The following is a 21,604-nucleotide window of genomic DNA, read 5'->3' on the forward strand; positions in this document are numbered from 1 at the left end:
GCGCGGAGAGGTGTATACGAGCCCGGGACCGGGCAGGGGAACGGAGGGGACGGGGGCCGCGGCCTGCCGCGCCGGCTCCGACACCGGCACGTTGTCCGGGAACCGATGGCCGCAGCCGCGGCAGAACCTGGCTTCCACGGGATTCTGCTGCCCGCACCGATCGCAAATCTTCATGAGCGTTCTCCTTCTCTGTTTCCCCACCATTGTAAAGGGCATGATTCGCGAAATTCCGACGTTCCATCCACGAAACCCCCTGAAGCTATCCCCTGGTTAGCAGGGTGCGGGGCACGCCCGTGTTCCGTCTGCCCGGTAGGATGCGAAGCAGGAAACCGGGCGTCCGAAGTCGGACGGGACGGTTCCGGACGAGTCGTCATCGATCAAGGGGGCCGGTCATGGGCGTGAAGGTGGAACCACCGCTGCTGGAGGGGTATGACTTCATACGCCGGCTGGGCGCGGGCGGCACGGCAGCCGTGTTCCTCTACCACCAGCGGGTGCCGAACCGTCTGGTCGCCGTGAAGATCAACGAGGCGCCGCTCGCCGACCGCAACAGCCGCAACCGCTTCCGTTCCGAGGCCAACTTCATGGCGCAGCTCTCCGAGCATCCGTACATCCTGTCGATATACGACGCCGGCATCACGCCCGGCGGGCGCGGCTACATGGTGCTCGAATACGCGCGCGGCGGCAGCTACAAGGATCTTTCACGCTCGAACCAGCTTCCCGTGGACCAGGTGCTGACCGTGGGCATCGACCTGGCGAGCGCCCTGTTCACCGCGCACAAGCGTGGCATCATCCACCGCGACATCAAGCCCAGCAACGTGCTGATCTCCACGCAGGGCCTGCCGGTGATCGCCGATTTCGGCATCTCCTCGACGATCTACACGACGCGCGGCGCGAAGGGGTTCTCGATCCCATGGGCGCCGCCCGAGGTGCTCACCGGGCGTTCCGGCGGCTCCGAGGCCACCGACATCTATTCCCTTGGCGCCACGCTGTATGCGATGCTGGTGGGCCATTCCCCGTTCGAATACGGGTACAAGGTGAAGGACAACCACGAACTCGCCCAGGTGATAGTGGACGAGGACCTTCCCCGCATCCGCAGGGCGGACGTGCCCAAGGAGTTCGAGAAGGTGCTGCGGCGGGCAATGAACAAGAACCCGGACGCTCGGTATTATTCCATGCTTGAATTCGCGCGCGATATGCAGAGGGTGCAGCAGCAGTGCTACGGACATCAGACCCCGGTGACGGTGGAGGAGATACCGCCGTATCTGCCGCAGGAGCGTCGCCGGGGACGCCAGGCCGCGACCGGGGACGGCGGGGCGCGTCCGCAGGCCCAGGCCACTTGGGCGAGACCGGCCGCCGTCGGTGTCGCGATCGCGGCCGCGGTGGCTGCCGTGGCCGCGCTGATGGCGTTCGTGGTCATGCCGCGCATGGACACCGCGCACGACGGCGGCGGATCGCAGGTGGTGGGCGACGATGCGAGAGGGCTGGACTCGCACGACGACCCGTCCTCCGGTCTGGGGGCGACCTCGAACGGCGATGTGCCGTCCCCGACCGGCCTGACCGGCACATTGCAGGGCGACACCGCCACGTTCACATGGACGAATCCCGACCCCCGGGACGGCGACCGGTACGCATGGAACAAGGTTGGGGCGGACTCCGCGTCGTCGCTGGTGGACAAGCCGACGGTGAACATCGGAGGCGTCACCGACGAACAGGTGTGCATCCAGGTGAGCATCGTGCGCGCCGACCGGCAGATGTCCACCACCCCCGCCACCGCCTGCGCGGTGCGCAAATAGCTTTTACGACGCGCGTCGTACCATGGAAGGCGTACCCATAGGAGAGCACAGGCAGGGGGAGGCCGTGAACGGCAGCGAAGAGAGGCATCCGGGCATTCGCGCCCGTCTGGCACGTCTGCGCGGCGTCATGCCCACCAGACGCAGCCGTTGGATCATGCCGGTCATCGCCCTCGTGCTGATGCTCGGCGTGGTCGTGGGCGCCGTCATCATCAGCTCCATCACCCGTCAGCATGTGCAGCTGGACAACGGCACCGTATGGATCACCTCGCTACGGAACCAGAAGGCCGCACGGTTCAACGTGAAGCTGCAGGAGGCCGATGCGGCGGTGTCGTCGTCCGCCCAACGGTTCGACGTCGACCAATCCGGCGACAGCACGGTGCTCAACGAAGGCGGTCGCGCCCTGGGCATCAAGGCGTCCACCGTCGGCGTGGACGGGCAGACCGACCTCAAGGGCGAGACGACATCGGCGATCGGCGGAGGCACCATCGCGTTCCTCAACACGAAAAGCGGCGACGTATGGGTAGGCGAGGCGGATGCGGTCGACGGCGTCTCCCCCACCACGGCCAAACCGGTCATGAGTCTGGGGCAGGGCGGCAAAATCGCCGTGGACAAGGACGGCGTCGTCTACGGATACCGCCCGTCGGACGCCATGGTGCTGACGTTGTCCAATCCGCGGGGCTCGAACCCCCGCGAATACGGGTCGCTCAACAACGGCGGCGAGCTCGCCGCCGACGACTTCACCGTGGTCGGAGGCCGGCCCATGGTCGTATCCGACGCCACGCTGTCGTTCAAGGGCGGCTCCGTGACCCTGCCGACCACCGGCAGGGTCACGCTGCAGCGGCCGCCGGTGGACGGCCGCCAGGACGGCTCCTGGGTGGCGGCCGCGACGACCGCGGGACTGGTCGTCGTCGACCTCGACCATGGGAACGCCCGCCCCGTCACGCTCAAATCCGGAGGAAACGGCGACCCGGCACGGCCGGTGTCGTCGTCGGGATGCATCTACGCGGCATGGAGCCAGAGCGCCAACAACTTCATCAAGGCATGCGGAGCCCCGAAGGACGGCCGCCTCGCCGACCAGCCGGACTTCGCGACGCTGAAGGAGGTCTCCGAGACCTCTCAGCTCACGTTCCGCACCAACCACCGTCTGGTCGTGCTCAACGACGTGGCGAACGGCAACGTCTGGAACCCGGACGATTCCACCGACGTCATCAAACTGCAGTGGAACCAAATCCAGACCGAGAAGACGACGACCACGGAGGAAAGCCAGAACACCGCCGACACCCATGAGAACTTCGCCGAGAAATGCTCGGCGACGTCCGGCTCCATCAAGGCGGTGGACGACACGTTCGGCGTACGCGCCGGCGGCGAGGAGATCCTCGACGTGCTGCGCAACGACGAGCAGACCGACTGCTCCGTGCTGCACATCGACAAGGTGGAGGCCCCCGGGGGCGACGCCTCCGTGGCACCCGTCTACGACGGCAGGTATCTGCAGCTCGACGCGACGAACGCCCACGCGGGCACGATCCGGTTCTCATACTCCATATCCGACGGCCGCGAACAGACATCCTCGGCCACGGTGACGCTGAATGTCACCGGAAGCAACGACGACAAGGCCCCCAGACAGAACGACGTCCCGCCCGAATACCAGGTGGAGCAGGGCGCCTCCTACACGGCGAACGCGCTGGCGAGCTTCACCGACGCCGACGGCGACCCCATGACGCTGGTCTCGGCCACACCCACGAACTCGGACCAGGTCATGGTCTCCACGCGGGCCGACGGCCAGCTCGTGTTCAACACCGGATCGCAGGCATCCGGCCGCGTGGGCGTGCAGGTGATGGTGTCCGACGGCGAAAAGACCGGCAAGGGCATGGTGTATTTCTCGGTGAGGCCGGCGAACACGCTCACCGCCGTCATCGACCCCATCGTGAAACAGGCGCAGCCGAACAAAAGCACCACCGTGTCGCTCAAACCGTACGTGCACGGCACCTCGGCGCAGCCGGCGCAGCTTTCGGCAGTCACCCAGCCGGCGAACGCCTCCACCGCAGCGAACAACGAGGACATGTCGTTCACGTTCAAGGCGGCCAACCCCGGCACCTACTACGTGCCGTACACCATCACGCAGGGCACGCAGCCGACCACCGGCCTGGCCCGCATCGAGGTGAGGGGCGCCGACGGCAAGGACGCCAAGCCGGTGGCCGCCAACGACGTGGCGCTGCTCGGCGCCGACAACACCGCCATCGTGGAGCCCTTGGCCAACGACGTCGACCCGCTGGGGGGCGTGCTGGCCATCAACTCGGTGAGCGCCCCCGGGGACTCGGGCATCAAGACCGGCATCGTGGGCCACAAACGCGTATACCTCACCGCACGGCAGGTGCCGACCAAGCCGGTGTCCGTAAGCTACACCGTGGCCAACGCGCAGGGCCAGAGCCAGGGACGCATCGTGCTGCAGCCCCCCGCTCTCGCCACGCAGAACAACGCCCCGAAGGCGGGCAACATCAACGTCCAGGTGCGTGCCGGCGGCATCGTCACCGTGCCGGTGCTCGACCACGTCACCTACGCCGACGGCACGACCGTGAAGCTCAGGACCGGGTTGCAGTACGACAGGAAGACGTTCCGGGGGCTGGTGTTCGTCTCCGAGAACAACGTGCGCTACCAGGCGGCCGACACGCAGGGCGTCTATCCGGTGACGTACACGGTGCAGGACAATCTCGGCAACACCGCGTCCGGCACCATCACCATCACCGTGCACAAGAAGGACGCGGCGAGCAAGCCCGCCCCCACACCGGCCGACGTGGAGGCCCAGGTCGCCGCCGGGCAGAAGGTGAGGATACCCATCACGCTCACCGGCATCGACGTGGACGGCGACGGCGACACCCTGAACGGTCTGGGCAACACGGCGCCGAAACTGGGACGCATCACCGAGACCGGCGCCGACTATCTGGTCTACGAGGCGTATGCGGACTCCGCCGGCACCGACACGTTCAGCTACGCCGTTGAGGACTGGACCGGCCAGCGCGCGCAGGCGCAGATCCGCGTGGGCGTGTTCAGGTCCAGCTCCGACTCGGGCGTGTACGCACGTGACGACACCCTGTCCATCCGCCCGAACACCAAGGTGGACGTTCCCGTGCTCATCAACGACATCTCCGGCGACTCCGACAGCCTGGAACTCGACGGGAAACTCGACATGCAGGGCGTCAAGGACGCCAGGGTGCGCAACAACATGATCGAACTCACCGCGCCGTCGAACGCGGGCACGGCCTACGTGATGTACACGGCGAAGACGAAGGCGGGGCTGTCCGACACCGGCACGCTGACGGTCAACGTCTCCGACAAGGCCCCCATCTCGCCTCCTACGGCATACGACTACAAGGTGCCCGCGGCGGCCACCATCGACAAGAAGACCGTCGACGTGGACGTGAGGGACTGGATGGCGAACCCGTCCGGAACGTTCGACGACCTCAGGGTGGACGTGCATCCCAGCGCGGGCGACCATGCGCACCGCAAGGGCGGGGCCGGTTCCACCGTCATCGCCGTGGACCTGACCGACGAGGCCCGCGCCGTGCCGTACACGGTGACGAACACGAAATACGACATCACCTCCACGGCGTTCATCCAGGTGCCCGCCTACGGCGTGTTCCCGCCGACGCTTCGCCCCAAGGCGCCGAAGCTGCAGGTGCACGCCCGGGAGACCATCGAGATCGACATCGCCGACTACGTGCGCGTGGGCGCGGGCAAGACCGCAAGCGTGGAATCCAAGGAGTCGGTGAGCGCCACCAAGTCCGACGGCGGCGACCTCTACATCAGCGACACGAAGCTGAAGTTCACCGCGGCCAAGGACTACGCGGGTCCGGCCTCCATCACGTTCACCGCGGTGGACGGCAAAAAGGGCAAGGACCGCAACGCCATCATCAATTCGGCGGTGCTCACGCTTCCCATCACGGTGATAGGCCGCCAGGTGCCGCCGCCCACGTTCTCCGCGCCGACCATCGACGTGGTGCCCGGCGACGCGAAGAAGACCATCTCGCTGCGCGAGCTCACCCACGCCCCCGACGGCGCATACGAGGACGAGAAGACGTACACGTACTCGACCGGCGGCAGCGCAAGCCCCGTGGAGGCGTCGCTCTCGTCCGACGGCGCCCTCACCGTCAGTGCGCCGAAGGACGCCAGGCCCGGCACCACGGTGACCCTGCCCATCACCATCACATACGCGAACGGCAAGGTGAACGCGGGCGTCACGCTGCGCGTCACCCGGACCAACCAGCCGCTCGCCCGGGTGGCGGGGCAGGCGATCCGCGCGAAGGCCGGCACGCCCGAACACGTGAACGTCCTCGACGGCGCATACAACCCGTTCCCCGACACGCCGCTGACGGTCATCGGCGCGACGACCGACGACGCATCCAGAATCGCCGTAAGCTACACGGCGGGCGGCGACCTGACCATCACCCCCGCCTCCAACATCGGCGCCTCCACGAACAAGGTGGTCGTCACCGTACAGGACGGCACGAAGGACGCCTCGCGCAACGTCACCGCCATCGTCACGGTGTCCATCGTCGACAAGCCGAACCCGCCACTGCTCTCCCCCGTGGCGGGCACGCCGGCCGACGGCTCGGTGAACCTGGCATGGACGCCCGGCGCTGCCAACGGCGCACCGATCACCGAATACGAGGTCGACTACGACGACCGCAGGGTCGCCTGCGGCGCGAACACCACCTGCCAGATCACCGGACTGACCAACGGCCGGGAGTACGCGTTCACCGTACGCGCCATGAACGAGGTCGGCTGGTCCGATCCCTCGAACACCGTCAAGGGCATGCCCGACAAGGTCCCCGACGCCCCCGCCGAAATCGGCGTGAAGGGCGACTACAAGAAGGTGCTGGTCGGGTGGACGACGCCTGACTATGTGGGGTCCGCACCGGACAAGTACACGGTGACCATCACCGGCGCGGGCGGCTCGCAGACCCAGACCGTCACCGGACAGACGGCCACGTTCACCGTGGACAACTCCGCCGGAGGCAAGGCGTTCACCGCACGCGTGCGCGCACACAACCGCGCCGGCGACGGCATCGAAGGCACCAGCATCAACAACGACGCACCATGGGGAGACATCGACGCACCATCGGTGACCATCAGGCAGACGGACCCCACGACCGTCGCCGGCACCGTGACGCTGGGCGACCTGCACGGCGCGGGCTGCTCCAGCATCACCCTGAGCACCGGCGGAAGCGTGCCATGCTCGTCCGACGGATCATTCACCGTCTCCATAGACCGGAACGACTACTTCAAGCCGATGAGCGTCACCGCCACCGTCGAACCGGAGAAGACCGGAGGTGGCCCCGCCAAGGCCACGTCGAACGAAATCAAACCCACCTACGACATCCGAAGGCCCGACCTGAGCGTCTCCGGCAGCGGCAACGGCGACTGCAAAGCCATCTGGCACGGCACCGGGACGTATGACGACATCGTCGTCACATTCGGAGGTGAACGCGTCAGCGGCGGCTCCGCCACCAAACATGTGGGGGAATGGCAGAGATGCCCATCCGCCACCGCATACCAGACGCTGAACGGCGCCAAAGGACCGTCCGTCACGGCCGAGGACCGCAACTACGTCTACAAGGTTCCTCCCAGGATCGGTGAATCGTTCTCGCTGTCATGGAACGCCAAGGACCGCAACACCATTGACGTGAACCACGCGAGCGACATCCAACGATGGGGGCAGAACGCCACCTACGTGCTCACGGTCAACGACCACGTCGTGGAGGGATGGACCCCCGATGTGAGGTCCATCAAGGCCTCGGTCGTCGGCATGGAGTCGGCCACGAAGCCGGAACCGCCGTCGGGCGGCGACTCCGAAAGCGGGAACGGATCCGAAGGCGGCGAATCCGAAGGAAGCGAATCCGAAGGAAGCGACGAGTCCGGAAGCGTCGGCGAGACGACGCCGGACGTCCGTTGGTCGCTGAAGGTCACACTGAACAACGACGCCAACTACACGGACGACGCCGACGGCATCCTGACGGGCGACGGCCGCGCACTGCCGACGAAGACGACATCGATGCAGTCGGCGTATATGGAACGCAACCAGTCATCACCGGACGTCATCATGCAGGCCGCCTCGCGGCGACTGTACTGAACGGGCGACCGCACCGGACACAGGACGACACACGGACAACCAAAGGAGCGATATGAGCCAGAACACCAACGGCAGGAAGCCGGCGCCGAACGGCGGCAAGGGACCGGAAAAGCACGACGACTCCACCGTCTTGTCGGACTCCACCGTCTTGTCGGACTCGACGGTGCTGTCCGACAAGACACGACTGTCGGATTCCACGGTGTTGTCCGACTCGACCGTGTTGTCCGAATCAAAGCGCCCGGGCGGCACGGCCCACGCGACGCCGAAGAAGAAAGGCACCGCCGCGCAATCCCCGGCCAAGCCGTCCCTTCCCCGCCGTCCGGGCACGGCGGACGGCGGCAAGAAGCAGGCACCGGCCACGAACAAGCCCAGACTGCCGAAGAAGACCACGGAGGCGAAACCGGCCCCGCATGCGACCGCCCCCGGACCGAACCCGGACCGGCGTCCCAAGACCCGGCCCGCATCTGGCCGATCCGACAACTCGATGCTGCCGAAGCCCGAACCCGACATCGCGCGCTTCACCACGGTGTTCGGCGCCATCGTCGGCAACATCGCACAGGTGATCCTCGGCAAGGAGACCACGATCCGACAGTGCGTCGCAGCGCTGATCGCCGGGGGGCACGTGCTGCTGGAGGACAATCCCGGCACCGGCAAGACGCAGCTGGCGAGAGGCCTCGCCAATTCCATAGACGCGCCGTTCAAACGCATCCAGTTCACGCCGGACCTGCTGCCGAGCGACGTGGTCGGCGTGACGTTCTACGACCAGAAGACCGGCGAGTTCACGTTCCGCAACGGACCCGTCTTCGCGTCGACCGTATTGGCCGACGAGATCAACCGTGCCTCGCCGAAGACGCAGTCCGCACTGCTGGAGGTCATGGAGGAGCAGAAGGTCACAGTGGACGGCGTCACCTATCCGGTGCCGCAGCCGTTCATCGTCATCGCCACGCAGAACCCCATCGAGCAGCTCGGCACCTACAAGCTGCCGGAGGCGCAGCTCGACCGCTTCCTCATCAAGACGTCGTTGGGCGACCCCGGCCACGAGGCCAGTCTGCGCATCCTTCACGAGGCCAACGTGCGCGACCGCGCGCAGACGGTGAGTCCCGTGACCGACGCCGGGGAGATCCTCGAACTGCGCGGCCTCGCCGAGAACGTGCACGTCGACGAAGCCATCGAGGAGTACATCGTGCGCCTTATGGAGGCCACCCGCCACAACGACAGGGTGCTGGTGGGCGCCTCCATGCGCGGCGCGCTGGCGCTGATCCGTCTGGCCCGTGTATGGGCCGCCGCGGACGGCCGCGGATACGTGGTGCCCGACGACGTGAAGGACCTGACCTCCGTCGTGCTGGCCCACCGCATCATCCTCACCCCCGAGGCCACCTTCGCGGGCGCGACCGCCGACGGCGTCATCACCGACATCCTCGCCGACGTGGTGGCCCCCACCATCGGCGCCTGACGCCGCACTCGCATTCCAAGGAACGTGGACTCATGGCTCGACAAACGGCATTGCATCAGCGGACTGGCGCGCCCCGTCGCCGCCCCCCGGCAGGACGCTCCCGGAGACGCGGCGGCGGTCGACTACTCCGGGACGGCTCCGCCCGAGGACCGCTCCGCTTCCTCATGTCATACGTCTCCCCGTTGGGATGGACGGTGCTGGGGCTCACCATCGTCTGCGCTGCGGCCTTCGCGTTCGTGCGCTGGCACGAACTGCTGGTCATGGCGGTGACGGGAGCGGTGATGCTGGCCGCCGCAGTCACGATGTCGTTGGGCAACACCGGGTTCTCGGCGGCGCTGTCGGTACCGAGCCGTCATCTGACCGTCGGCGACGTCGTGCCGGTGGACGTCGCCATCACGAACCCCGGCAGGACGCCGACCGTGCACGCGCGCGGCGATCTGTCGCTAGGCTCCATGCACGAGGGCTTTTCCATCCCCGCGCTGGCACCGAAACAGGAGAAGCACACGAGCGTGGAGTTCGCCACGATATCCCGCGCCGTGCTGCCGGTCGGCCCCCTGCGCATCCGCAAGGGCGACCCGTTCGGCCTGATTCGCCATGAGAAGACGCTCGCCAGCCGCATCAACGTGTTCATCCATCCGAAGATCACACGGCTCAAGACGTTGAACGCCGGCGTCCAACGCGACCTCGAAGGCCAGCCGAGCGGCGACATCGTCGACGACGACCTCGATTTCTACGGTCTGCGCGAATACCAGCCGGGCGACGACATGCGCAACGTGCATTGGCTGTCGACCGCAAAATCGGGCGGGCTCATGATCCGCCAGTACGAAGCCACCCGCAAGACCACCACGGCATTGGGAATCGGCGTCAATCCCAACGACTACATCAACGCCGAGGAGTTCGAGCTCGCCGTCTCCATCCACGCATCGATCGGCGTGCAGTGCACGCTGCAGGGACGCCGGATGCGCGTGCTCGTCGGCGACGACGCCACCGACCCGGCGCGGTCCATGGAATTCCTTGACGAATGCAGCGGCATACTGCCGGACGAGGAGGAGAATCCGAATCTCGCCGTACCGGCGCTCACCCACTGCCCGGACGCCTCGCTCTACTGCTTCACCGTGGGCAGCATGAAAAGCCCGGAGGTAATCAAGCGCATGGTGCTGCCGTTGCCGAAAAGCGCGACCTGCCTGGTGCTGGTCGCCGATCTGGGGGCGCAACGCGCCATCCAACGGTTCGAGGACTTCACGATGGCCACCATCGGCGAACTCGATGACCTTCCTTTGGTGATGGGGGCATTGGCATGACGGATTCACAGTTCGAATCGTTGCACACCGCATCCGGGATCTCCGACCTCACCGGAACAGGAACAGGCACCGGAACAGGCACCTGGGCGAAATCCACGCACTCGGCCATCTGGATCACCCGCGGCCTCAAGGGCGGCGAGCGCAACGCCCTGATGGACGCGCATTCGCTCGCGTCGCACGCCGTGAGCCTGACGGTCATGCTGGCCGCGAACCTGCTGGCGTCAGCGAACCTCATCGACGTCTACGGCTCGCCGATGGCATGGGCCGCGACCGCCGTGCCGGCCGCCGTCCTGGGAGCGCTCATCGCGTTCGCCGGCGTGCGGACCATGCTGCGCCTGTGGTGGCAGCTGGTGTTCCTGCTTGCCGCGCAGTTCATCATCGGCCCGGTGATCGCCTTGCCTAGAACCACGATCGCGCATGTCATTCCCGGTCCGGATACCCTTGCCGAAGGCGTCTCCGCCACGTTCGGCTCATTCAAGTACCTGATCTCCATCGACCCCGCCGTGGGAACCGGTGGAGGCGACCTGATGGCGTTGTGGACGATAGTGCTGTGGTCGGGCTTCCTTTCCGGCGTGTTCGCCATCGCCCGCAAGCCGCTGTCATCCGTGCTTTCGACGGTGGCGGTCGGCGCGAGCTTCGCCGTCTGTGCTGCGCTCGGCACGCACACCGGCGTGCAGCCGGTGGCCGTTGGCATCGCCCTGTTCCTGCTGCTGGTCGTCTGGCTGAGCTGGCGTCTGGGGATGCTGGAGCTGAATCGCTTCATCTCCGCGGGAGTCATCATCGTATTGGCAGCGGCGTTGGCGTTCGGCTCCTCGCTGGTCGTGGCCCAGCATCGCGAGGTGCTGCGCGACAGGTACGAGCCGCCATTGAGCCCCTACAACTATTCGAGTCCGTTAAGCGGCCTGCGCGCCTATGTGAAGGACCATAAGAAGGACACGCTGCTGAGCGTGAAGGACCTTCCCGCCGCCACTCCGGTGCGGCTGGCCGTCATGGACAGGTTCGACGGCGCGGTATGGAACCTGTCCGATTCGTCGCAGGCCGCGGGATCGTCCGATTACCGTCGTGTGGGCCGGACGATCGGCGACGAGGCCCGTGCAAGGACATCCGGCGACAGGTTCACGGCCACGTTCACCGTGCATAAGGGGCTCGCGGACGTGTGGCTTCCCACGGCCGGCGTCGCCACGTCCGTGGGATTGTCCGGCGAGGACGCCCAGTCGTTCTATTACAACACCGACACGAACTCCGGCATGCTGACCACGCGCACTCGCGCCGGCATGACGTATACGGAGCATGGCATCGCGCCGCGCACACCCTCGACCGGGCAGATCGATGATTCCCGGGCGGCCGTCGTGGAGCAGCCCCAGGCCGAGGACGTGCCCGATTCGGTGGGCAAGCTCGCCACGTCGTTCGCCGGCGGCAGCACCGACGGCGGCGCCGCGGCCCGTCGCCTTGCCGACAGGCTCAGGGAGAATGGCTGGTTCTCGCATGGCCTCAAGGGCGACTACCCGTCCCTTCCCGGGCACGGCTCGTACCGCGTGGACAAGCTGCTCGCCGGAAAATCCATGGTGGGCGACAGCGAACAGTACGCCTCGGCCATGGCGTTGATGGCCCGCGATCTAGGCCTGCCGTCGCGCGTGGTGCTCGGATTCATCCCCAAGGACAAGGACGGCGAGATCTCCGAAGACCGTACGAAGACGGCCAAGGACGGCACGACGACCATCGACTTCACCGGCAACGACATCGAGGCCTGGGTGGAGGTCAAGCTCGACGGTTACGGATGGGTCGCATTCCATCCGACGCCGAAGGAGACGAAGGTCCCCAACAAGAACCAGAACCTCACGCCGCCGAACCCGCAGAAGCTGGTCCGACAGCCCCCCGTGCCCCTGCAGGACCCGTTGCGCGACGAGAACCAGACCAAGGGCCAATCGAAGCTGGACGGCAGCGAAGCGGACGACTCCTCCTCGTCGCTGCTGCTGGGCAGGGTGTTGGCGACCATCGGCAAGGTGGCGTTGTACGGAAGCCCCGTCTGGGCGCTGGCGATCATCGTCGGCGCGATCCTCGCCATCAAGGCCGCCGCATTGTCCCGGGCGCGGAGGAACGGCAGCCCGGCCATGCGCATCGCCCAGGGATGGCGGCAGATCTGCGTATTGGCCGAACAGAGCGGTGCCACCGTCTCGGGCACGCGCCGCGACCAGAGCCGCATGATGGCCCGGCAGCTCGCCCTGCCGCAGTCCACGCTGGAGGCGTTGGGCAAGCAGGCCGATTACGCGGCGTTCTCGGGAACGACGATCGACGAGGCATCCGCGGCCGCATACTGGAATACGGTCGATCAGGTACGACGGGCGATCATGCGCGGATTGCCGCGAAATCGTGCCATCCGCACTAGACTTTCATTGCGGGGCGTGTTCTCCGACCCGGTGAGCGCCAGACCGTCCTCGGCAACCTCATCGTCCTCGGCGAAGTCCTCGTCGGCGGCGATGTCCGCCGGCAACGTTGTGAGCGCTTCCGCTAACCGAATATTGCTATGGTTGAATGCGGTCAAGGAACGACTGCGTTCCCGCACATCGTCGCGGACGACCGACCGCAGCACGAAAGGATGACATGACCGACATGCATATCAGTGCCGCCCTACGCACCGACATAGGGCGCAAACGCCGCATCAATCAGGATTGCGGCCTGGCCGGTCATGGCCTGTTCCTCGTCTGCGACGGCATGGGCGGCGGCGTGGCCGGGCAGGAGGCCAGCCGACGCACACTGACCCGTTTCTCCGCGCTCGCCGACCAGGTGGGCCGCAACCGGAAAACCATCGACGCCACGTTCGAAACGGCCCAGCAGGACGCCCTCGCCCTTGGCGAGGAGTACGGCGGTATCGCCGGCACCACCGCCACCGGCCTGATCCTGGCCGACACCATGGCGCTGCTCCCCCATTACGACGATCTTGCCGGCGACGAGGACCAGTCGCAGACGCTGTGGCACACCGATGACGACGGCAACGCCTGGTACGTGGTCAACGTGGGCGACTCCCGCACCTATCATCTCGACCGCCGCGGCGACAACCACGGCTGGGAGGCCGGCTCGCTCGTACAGATCACGCGCGACCATTCCCGACGCCAGGAGATCATCGACGTCGGCGCCATGCTGCCCGAACTCGCCGAACAGATGGTGCCGCGCAACATCATCACCCAATGCGTGGGTTCGCCGGACGGCATCGAACCCGACTATTTCCGCGCCGACCTGACCGGACGGTTCATCGTCTGCTCGGACGGCCTGCATTCCGAGGTCGACGACGAGACCATCGCCATGATCGCCGCCGCCCACGAGACCCCGCAGGACGCCGTCACGGCGTTGGTCGACGCCGCGCTCGCCAGCGGCGGCAGCGACAACGTCACCGTCATCGTGATCGATGTGACCGTGGCGGACGAGGACCTCGCCGGACTGCCGCAATGGTCGTATGTGAAGATCGCCCGTGACGAGGACCTCGCCGACATCGGCGAATCGACTTTGGACACACTGAGAACTGTAACCGCCCGGAACATCGCCGGGCCGAAGGAAAGTGAGTGATTATGGTTGATTATGATGCCGCCGTGGCGGCCGTCCAGGATCCGAACGCCGATCCGGTGCTGCTGGCGAAAATCGCCTATGAGAACCCGGATTTCGGCGCGAACGTCGCGGCGAACGACCGCGCCTACCCAGGACTGCTGCGCTGGATCGCAGAGTTCGGCGACGACCGCGCCAAGGAGCAGGCCCGCCTCCGCGGCTACGTGGCCGACGGCACGCCCGCGAATCATGGCGAGGATGTGACGGAGCCCGTGGTGGCCGAACAGGCCGCGCAACCGGCGCAGACAGCGCAGGCAGTACAGCCCGAATCGCAGCAGGCGGCTGAATCGCAGCAGGCAGCCTTCGCACAGGCCCAGCCGCAACAGCAGCCCGCCGTGGCGCAGCAGCCGGTTGCGACCAACCAGTACGGCTTCACGGTGGCGCAGGCGCTCGATCCGAACACCGATCAGATCACCATCGCGCAGATCGCCCAGTACGCACCCGAACTGCGCGTCTACCTGGCGCAGAATCCGAACACCTACCCGGAACTGCTCAACTGGCTGGCTCAGCTCAACGACCCGCAGATCAACGCCGCCCTCGCACAGCGCGGCTGACCGCGGCATCCGGCGCGCGCCGGCGCCTATATCGCCCGGGGGGCCCTGCCGGTACAGCAGCGTCAGGGACCCACGAATCGTTCCGGCGCGTGTTCACGGCCGGTCTTCCACTGCGACGTTGCAACTTGCCGTCACGGCACCTTGTTTGTCGTCACTGTGCCTTGTTTGTCGTCACTGCGCCTTGTCGAGGGAGAAGAACTGGTCGCCGATGCGCACGGTGCACGGCACGCTCACCTGCACGGGCGTTCCCTTGACGACCTGCGACTCCTCCCCATCGACGATGAGGAACGTGCCGTTGAGGGAGCCATAGTCCTCCAGCCACAGATTGCCGTCCTTATCGAAGCTGACGGCGGCATGGTTGCGGGAGATGGTTCGCGTCGGGTCGGCGAGTTTGATGGAGGTGGCGCCTTCGGGCAGGTTCCGGCTGGGCTTGCGGCCGAGCAACGTGCTTTTCTCCAGGATCACGGTCTGCCCGGTCGCCTCGTTGTGCAGCTCGTAACGATGCTCCGGCTCCTTGGTGAAGGACGAGGAGAGCACGGTGCTGTCCCAATCCTCGTCGTCATCATCGGACGCCGACGTGGTTGTGACGGTGTCCGTGGTCGTGGCGGACTGTGCCGCGGTCATGGCGGTGTCCGCGGCGACGTTCCGGCCAAGGTCCATGGGCGCGGCAGCCGCCACGTCGAAGGCGCTCGGACCGCTTTCGGCGGGCGTCTGACCGGCCGGGGCGTCTTGGGTCGCCTGAACGGCCCTGGATGCCGAGGCCTCCTGGACGGCCTGTCCGGCGGGAACGGCGTCGTCCCCCACGGGACGCCTGCTCCCGTCCGTCTGCGCGGTGTCGGGGGCGTCCGTGGCCGCGGAGGCGTCCGACATAACGGTATTGTCATCGTCGTACCAGCCGAATTCCGGCGGCGGCGGATATGGAATGTGAGAAGTCATATTTCATTCCTACCACATACGGTGAAGAATCTTCCGCCGTTTCTTGCCCATCGTCGTTCCGATCGACGATTCCCCTGCGTGCGCATGATGACGTCTTCCTGCATGGCTGCGTCTTCCCGCACGACGGGGTAGGCTCGTATTCATTATGACGAACGAACCCAAGCAGAACGGCGACATCACGAACGACGCCATCATGAACGACGACATCACGGATGGAACGCGCAGGACGTTGGCCGACGCGATCGCCATGTCGACGTCGATCACGGCGGCCGAAACAACGCTGGACGCCCTACCGTCGATCGACGAACGACGTCTCCCCCTGACGGCGAGGATCTACGGCGCATTGTGTCTGATGGTGGGATTGGTGACGTTGCCGATGCTGGTCCTGGTGATCGTCGACACCGTCGACGGACTCGACATGACGGACATCCGGCCGACGCTGACGTTCATCCTGTCCTGCGTCCATGCGGCGGTGCTGGTGGCCAACAGCGCCGCGCTCATCGTGTTCGGCGTGCTGCTGGTGCGCAATAGACGGCGATATGCGGCCCGATGGGCGTATGCGCTGATCCCGTTGACGCTGCTGGAGGGACTGTCCAACCTGGAGCTGTATGGTCTGGGACCGTCGCTGCTGCCGTCGTTCGCGCAGCTGGTCCTGCTGGTGGTCATATCCGTCGTCGCCGATCCGACGTTGCGGGACGAACGACGTATCCAGCGTGCGTTGCGTCGTCTCGACGAACGGGACCGTCTTGAGGCCGAGGCGAAGATCGGCATGGTCGGTCGCGACCTGTCCGGGCGTGGATACATCGCCTTGGATTTCTTCAACCTGTTCTGGGTGTTCGTCGTGGCCTGTGTGGTGGGATTGGGCATCGAGACCGTCTACCATTTCGTCATGTACCACGGCGAATGGCAGGACAGGGCCGGTCTGCTGTACGGGCCGTTCTCCCCCATCTACGGATTCGGCGCCGTGCTGCTCACCGTATTGCTCAACCGGCTGTGGGACAGCAATCCGCTGCTGATCTTCATCGCCAGCGCGATCATCGGGGGATCGTTCGAGTTCGCGGTCAGCTGGTTCATGGAGACGGCGTTCGGTATCACCGCATGGGATTACACGGGGCAATGGCTGTCGGTGGACGGCCGTACCAGCGGCAGATACATGCTGATGTGGGGGCTGCTCGGATTGGTCTGGGTGAGGCTCGCGCTGCCGAGGCTGCTGAAGCTCATCAACAGGATCCCCTGGCAATGGCGGTATTCGCTGACGGTCGCCGTGTTCGTGCTGCTGTTCGTCGACGGCGTGATGACGCTGATGGCGCTGGACTGCTGGTATTCGCGTGCAGCCGGACTGCAACCCGGATCGCCGGTGGAGTTGTTCTTCCAGCGGCATTACGGGGACGAGTACATGCGGCAACGATTCCAGACGATGACGATGAATCCATCGCTGACCGGGCGTATGTAGCCGGATACATGTAGTGACCGGCCGCATGTAGTCAACGGTTCGTGATCCCGCCCCTCCCCCTCTCGAACGAAACGGGCCGGTCATGCCATGGATCCGTGAGAATTCCGTGATCCATGGGATGACCGGCCCGTATTGTCGTGCGACTATCGGCTACTTGATGCTGCCGTCGTCGTCGGATCCGTCATTGTCATCGGCCGGTAGGTTGCCGAGGTCGATGCCGTGGCCGGCGTCGGCGTCGTGGCCGTCACCGGTTTCGTGGCCGGCGTCGGTTTCGGAGTCGCCGCCGAGGTCGTTGAGGAAGTCGTCGGGGTTGAAGTCGTCTCCGAGGCTCAGGTCGCCGAAGTCGATGTTGGAGAAGTCCACATCGTTCAGGTCGGCGTCGGTGAGGTCGTTGAGATTGGTCCCGTCGTCATCACTCAGGCCGAAGCTCGGGTAGATGGTGTCGCGGATGGCCTTGTCGGGCTCCACCTTGGCGTTGCGGTAGCGGGCGAGGCCCGTGCCGGCGGGGATCAGCTTGCCGATGATCACGTTCTCCTTGAGACCCTTGAGGTCGTCGACCTTCTGGTTCAGGGCGGCTTCGGTGAGCACGCGCGTGGTCTCCTGGAAGGAGGCCGCGGACAGCCACGAGTCGGTGGCCAGCGAGGCCTTCGTGATGCCCATGAGCTCCGGACGGCCGGTGGCGGGCTTCTTGCCGGCCTTGACGGCGGCCTTGTTGATCTCCTTGAAGCGGGACTTGTCCACGAGCTCGCCCGGCAGCAGTTCGGTGTCGCCGGAGTCGAGCACGGTGTAGCGGCGCAGCATCTGGTGGACGATGACCTCGATGTGCTTGTCGTGGATGTCCACACCCTGGGAGCGGTACACGGTGTGCACCTCCTCCACGATGTTGATCTGCGCGGCGCGGGCGCCCATGATGCGCAGGATCTGCTTCGGGTCCACGGAGCCTTCGTACAGCTTGGTGCCGCGCTTGATGTGCTCGCCGTCCTTCACGAGCAGCGGCACGCGCTTGGTCACCTTGTAGGTGAACTGGTCCACCTTGTTGCCGTCCTGGTCGCGGGCCTCGGGATCGTCCGGGGTCAGGATGACCTGGCGGCCGGTCTCGTTGTCCTCCACCTTCACGGTGCCGTCGTATTCGGCGATCATGGCCTCGCCCTTCGGCTTGCGGGCTTCGAAAAGCTCGGTCACACGGGGAAGACCCTGGGTGATGTCGGAGGCGGCGGCCACGCCACCGGAGTGGAAGGAGCGCAGCGTCAGCTGGGTGCCCGGCTCGCCGATGGACTGGGCCGCGACGATGCCGACGGCCTCGCCGACGTCCACGAGCTTGTTGGTGGCCATGGACCAGCCGTAGCACTTGGCGCACACGCCGCGCTTGGATTCGCAGGTGAGCACGGAGCGGGCCTTGACCTCCTCCACGCCGTGGGCGACGAGGTCGTTGAGCACGTCCATGGACAGGGCGTCGTCACGCTTGTACAGCACGGTCTTGCCGTCGGCCGGGTCGATGACGTCGGCGGCGAGCAGGCGGGAGTACGGACCGCCGTCGGCAGCGGAGACGAGCACGAGGTTGCCGTCGTCGTCTCGTTCTGCCACCTTGATGGGCAGGCCCATCTTGGTGCCGCAGTCCTCCTCACGCACGATGACGTCCTGGGAGACGTCGACGAGACGACGGGTCAGGTAGCCCGACTCGGCGGTCTTCAGTGCGGTATCGGCCAGACCCTTGCGGGCGCCGTGCTGGGAGATGAAGTACTCCAGCACGGTCAGACCGTCACGGTAGTTGGACTTCACCGGTCGGGGGATGATCTCGCCCTTCGGGTTGGCCACGAGGCCACGGATGCCGGCGATCTGGTTGATCTGCATCATGTTGCCTCGTGCACCGGAACGCACGATGATGGAGAGGTTGTTCTGCGGGTCGAAGCTCTTCTCCACGGCCTTGGACACGTTGTCGGTGCACTCGTTCCACAGGTCGATGAGCTCCTGGCGACGCTCGGCCTCGGTGAGCATACCCATGCTGTACTTGCCGTTGATCTTGTGGGCCTCCTCCTCGGCGTCGTCGACGAGCGAGTCGAGTTCCGGAGGCTCGATGACGTCGGAGAACGCGAAGGTGACGCCGGACCACGGCGCGCGGGTGAAGCCCATGTCCTTCAGGGCGTCCAGCGAGGCCGCGACCTGCTGGGTGGAGTAGCGGGACGCGATGTCGTCGACGATCTTGCCCAGCTGCTTCTTGCCCACCTGGTAGTTGACGAACGGGTAGTCCACCGGCAGGGTGCTGTTGAACTGGATGCGGCCGTAGCTGGTGGCGAACAGCACGGAGCCGTCGGAGAAACGCTCCTCCCTGGCCACGTCGTCCTCGCCCTCGCGGGGGTCGACGACCTTGACCTCACGAGGCTCCCAATCCTTCGGCAGCACGAAGTCGGCGGGCATGCGGATGAGCACCTCGGCCTGCAGGTCGATCTCGTGCAGGTCGAGCGCCATGCGGCATTCGTCCAGCGAGGAGAACACACGGCCCTGGCCCTTGGCGCCGTCAAGCACCGTGGACAGGTAGTAGAGGCCGAGGATCATGTCCTGGGACGGCATGGTCACGGTGTGGCCGTCGGCGGGCTTGAGGATGTTGTCGGACGCCATCATCAGCGAGCGGGCCTCGGCCTGGGCCTCGGCGCTCAGCGGCAGGTGGACGGCCATCTGGTCGCCGTCGAAGTCGGCGTTGAACGCGGCGCAGGCGAGCGGCGGCAGGTGGATGGCCTTGCCCTCCACGAGGATCGGCTCGAAGGCCTGGATGCCCAGACGGTGCAGCGTAGGCGCACGGTTGAGCAGCACGGGATGCTCGGAGATGACCTCCTCAAGCACGCCCCACACCTCGGAGTCGCCGCGGTCAACGAGACGCTTGGCGCTCTTCATGTTCTGCGCGTAGTTGAGGTCCACGAGACGCTTGATGACGAACGGCTTGAACAGCTCAAGCGCCATCGGCTTCGGCAGGCCGCACTGGTGCATCCTGAGGGACGGGCCGACGACGATCACGGAACGGCCGGAGTAGTCGACTCGCTTACCGAGCAGGTTCTGACGGAAACGGCCCTGCTTGCCCTTGAGCATGTCGGAAAGCGACTTGAGCGGGCGGTTGGACGCGCCGGTGACCGGACGGCCGCGGCGGCCGTTGTCGAACAGGGAGTCGACGGCCTCCTGAAGCATGCGCTTCTCGTTGTTGAGCATGATCTCCGGGGCGCCGAGGTCCAGCAGTCGCTGGAGTCGGTTGTTGCGGTTGATCACGCGACGGTAGAGGTCGTTGAGGTCGGAGGTCGCGAAGCGGCCGCCGTCGAGCTGCACCATCGGGCGCAGGTCCGGCGGGATGACCGGGATCACGTCAAGCACCATGGCCTCGGGGCTGTTGCCGGTGGAGATGAAGGCGTTGATGACCTTCAGACGCTTGAGGGCGCGGGCCTTGCGCTGGCCCTGCTTGGTGGTGGCGATGACGTTGCGCAGGTTCTCGGCTTCGGCCTTGAGGTCGAAGTCGTGCAGACGCTTCTTGATGGCCTCGGCGCCCATGCAGCCGTCGAAGTAGTCGCCGTAGTCGTCGACCATCTCGCGCCACAGGTCCACATCGCCCTCCATGTCGCCGGGCTTGAGGCTCTGGAAGCGGTCCCATACGGCGGTGTGACGGGCGATCTCGTCGTTGTAGCGCTTGCGGATGGACTTCAGATCGCGTTCGGCACCGTTCTTGAGCTTGGTCTTGGCCGTGGAGGAGGCCTCACCGGTGGACTCAAGGTCGGAGAGGTCCTCCTCAAGCTTGACCGCGCGCTCGTGGATGGCGTTGTCGCGCGCCTTCTCCAGGTTCTGGATGCGCAGGTCGAACTCGTCCTGCAGGTCGGGCATGTCCTTGTGGCGCTGTTCCTCGTCCACGCTCGTCACCATGTAGGCGGCGAAGTAGATGACCTTCTCCAGATACTTCGGCGGGATGTCGAGAAGGTAGCCGAGACGGCTCGGCACGCCCTTGAAGAACCAGATGTGGGTGACGGGGGCGGCCAGCTCGATGTGGCCCATGCGCTCGCGGCGCACGCGGGACTTGGTCACCTCGACGCCGCATCGCTCGCACACGATGCCCTTGAAGCGCACGCGCTTGTACTTGCCGCAGGCGCACTCCCAGTCGCGGGTCGGTCCGAAGATCTGCTCGCCGAACAGACCGTCCTTCTCCGGCTTCAGGGTACGGTAGTTGATGGTCTCGGGCTTCTTGACCTCGCCGTAGCTCCAGTTGCGGATGTCCTCGGCGGTGGCCAGGCCGATCCTCAGTTTGTCAAATGCATTAACGTCCAGCACTCTATGTCCTGTCTGTCGAAAAATTTTACTGCTTCACGTGGGTTGCGTCCGACGGCATGGCACGGGTCGATCGATGCCGTGCCGTCGGACG

11 protein-coding genes are annotated in these 21,604 nt (G+C 65.9%); 8 read left to right on the forward strand and 3 right to left on the reverse strand.

Going from position 1 to position 21,604, the window contains the following annotated elements:
• A partial coding sequence (locus DF200_RS11325) for a zinc-ribbon domain-containing protein (RefSeq protein ID WP_369126287.1) occupies nt 1-216 on the reverse strand: 216 nt, incomplete at its 3' end.
• Nucleotides 217-392: 176 nt separating this feature from the next.
• Here DF200_RS11325 and DF200_RS07330 point away from each other — a divergent pair.
• The 7 genes from DF200_RS07330 (at nt 393) to DF200_RS07360 (ending at nt 14,825) form a co-directional block, all read left to right on the forward strand.
• On the forward strand, nt 393-1,793 hold the full coding sequence (locus DF200_RS07330; RefSeq protein WP_109137631.1) for a serine/threonine-protein kinase: 1,401 nt from the start codon (nt 393-395) through the stop codon (nt 1,791-1,793).
• 127 nt (nt 1,794-1,920) lie between these two features.
• Nucleotides 1,921-7,920, forward strand: a complete 6,000-nt coding sequence (locus DF200_RS07335; protein WP_109137649.1) for an Ig-like domain-containing protein — start codon at nt 1,921-1,923, stop codon at nt 7,918-7,920.
• Between the two features lie 52 nt (nt 7,921-7,972).
• Nucleotides 7,973-9,373: an AAA family ATPase gene (locus DF200_RS07340; RefSeq protein WP_109137632.1), complete on the forward strand. Its 1,401-nt coding sequence runs from the start codon at nt 7,973-7,975 to the stop codon at nt 9,371-9,373.
• Between the two features lie 32 nt (nt 9,374-9,405).
• Nucleotides 9,406-10,674, forward strand: a complete 1,269-nt coding sequence (locus tag DF200_RS07345; RefSeq protein ID WP_109137633.1) for a DUF58 domain-containing protein — start codon at nt 9,406-9,408, stop codon at nt 10,672-10,674.
• Complete coding sequence (locus DF200_RS07350) at nt 10,671-13,274, forward strand: transglutaminase TgpA family protein (RefSeq protein WP_109137634.1); 2,604 nt, start codon at nt 10,671-10,673, stop codon at nt 13,272-13,274. The genes DF200_RS07345 and DF200_RS07350 overlap by 4 nt, the downstream gene beginning before the upstream one ends.
• Nucleotide 13,275: 1 nt before the next feature.
• Nucleotides 13,276-14,235, forward strand: a complete 960-nt coding sequence (locus DF200_RS07355; protein ID WP_109137635.1) for a PP2C family protein-serine/threonine phosphatase — start codon at nt 13,276-13,278, stop codon at nt 14,233-14,235.
• Nucleotides 14,236-14,237: 2 nt separating this feature from the next.
• Entirely contained in the window at nt 14,238-14,825 is a 588-nt protein-coding gene (locus tag DF200_RS07360; RefSeq protein WP_170112495.1) for a variant leucine-rich repeat-containing protein, read from the forward strand.
• A 171-nt stretch (nt 14,826-14,996) separates the two neighbouring features.
• Here DF200_RS07360 and DF200_RS11360 read toward each other — a convergent pair whose 3' ends face one another.
• Nucleotides 14,997-15,761, reverse strand: a complete 765-nt coding sequence (locus DF200_RS11360; protein WP_439098321.1) for an FHA domain-containing protein — start codon at nt 15,759-15,761, stop codon at nt 14,997-14,999.
• Between the two features lie 193 nt (nt 15,762-15,954).
• Here DF200_RS11360 and DF200_RS07370 point away from each other — a divergent pair, with 193 nt between their 5' ends.
• On the forward strand, nt 15,955-17,214 hold the full coding sequence (locus DF200_RS07370) for a putative ABC transporter permease (protein ID WP_109137652.1): 1,260 nt from the start codon (nt 15,955-15,957) through the stop codon (nt 17,212-17,214).
• A 150-nt stretch (nt 17,215-17,364) separates the two neighbouring features.
• Here DF200_RS07370 and DF200_RS07375 read toward each other — a convergent pair whose 3' ends face one another.
• Entirely contained in the window at nt 17,365-21,513 is a 4,149-nt protein-coding gene (locus tag DF200_RS07375; RefSeq protein WP_109137636.1) for a DNA-directed RNA polymerase subunit beta', read from the reverse strand.
• Between the last annotated feature and the right edge of the window lie 91 nt (nt 21,514-21,604).

Origin of the sequence: Bifidobacterium catulorum, assembly GCF_003129925.1 — a bacterium.
In the GTDB taxonomy this organism is placed as follows: Bacteria; Actinomycetota; Actinomycetes; order Actinomycetales; family Bifidobacteriaceae; genus Galliscardovia; species Galliscardovia catulorum.

Bases quoted from the DNA above. Each gene is read 5' to 3' on its own strand.
- DF200_RS07330 (WP_109137631.1), top strand. From the start codon at position 393: ATGGGCGTGAAGGTGGAACCACCGCTGCTGGAGGGGTATGACTTCATA.
- DF200_RS07335 (WP_109137649.1), top strand. From the start codon at position 1,921: ATGCCCACCAGACGCAGCCGTTGGATCATGCCGGTCATCGCCCTCGTG.
- DF200_RS07340 (WP_109137632.1), top strand. From the start codon at position 7,973: ATGAGCCAGAACACCAACGGCAGGAAGCCGGCGCCGAACGGCGGCAAG.
- DF200_RS07345 (WP_109137633.1), top strand. From the start codon at position 9,406: ATGGCTCGACAAACGGCATTGCATCAGCGGACTGGCGCGCCCCGTCGC.
- DF200_RS07350 (WP_109137634.1), top strand. From the start codon at position 10,671: ATGACGGATTCACAGTTCGAATCGTTGCACACCGCATCCGGGATCTCC.
- DF200_RS07355 (WP_109137635.1), top strand. From the start codon at position 13,276: ATGACCGACATGCATATCAGTGCCGCCCTACGCACCGACATAGGGCGC.
- DF200_RS07360 (WP_170112495.1), top strand. From the start codon at position 14,238: ATGGTTGATTATGATGCCGCCGTGGCGGCCGTCCAGGATCCGAACGCC.
- DF200_RS11360 (WP_439098321.1), bottom strand. From the start codon at position 15,761: ATGACTTCTCACATTCCATATCCGCCGCCGCCGGAATTCGGCTGGTAC.
- DF200_RS07370 (WP_109137652.1), top strand. From the start codon at position 15,955: ATGAACGACGACATCACGGATGGAACGCGCAGGACGTTGGCCGACGCG.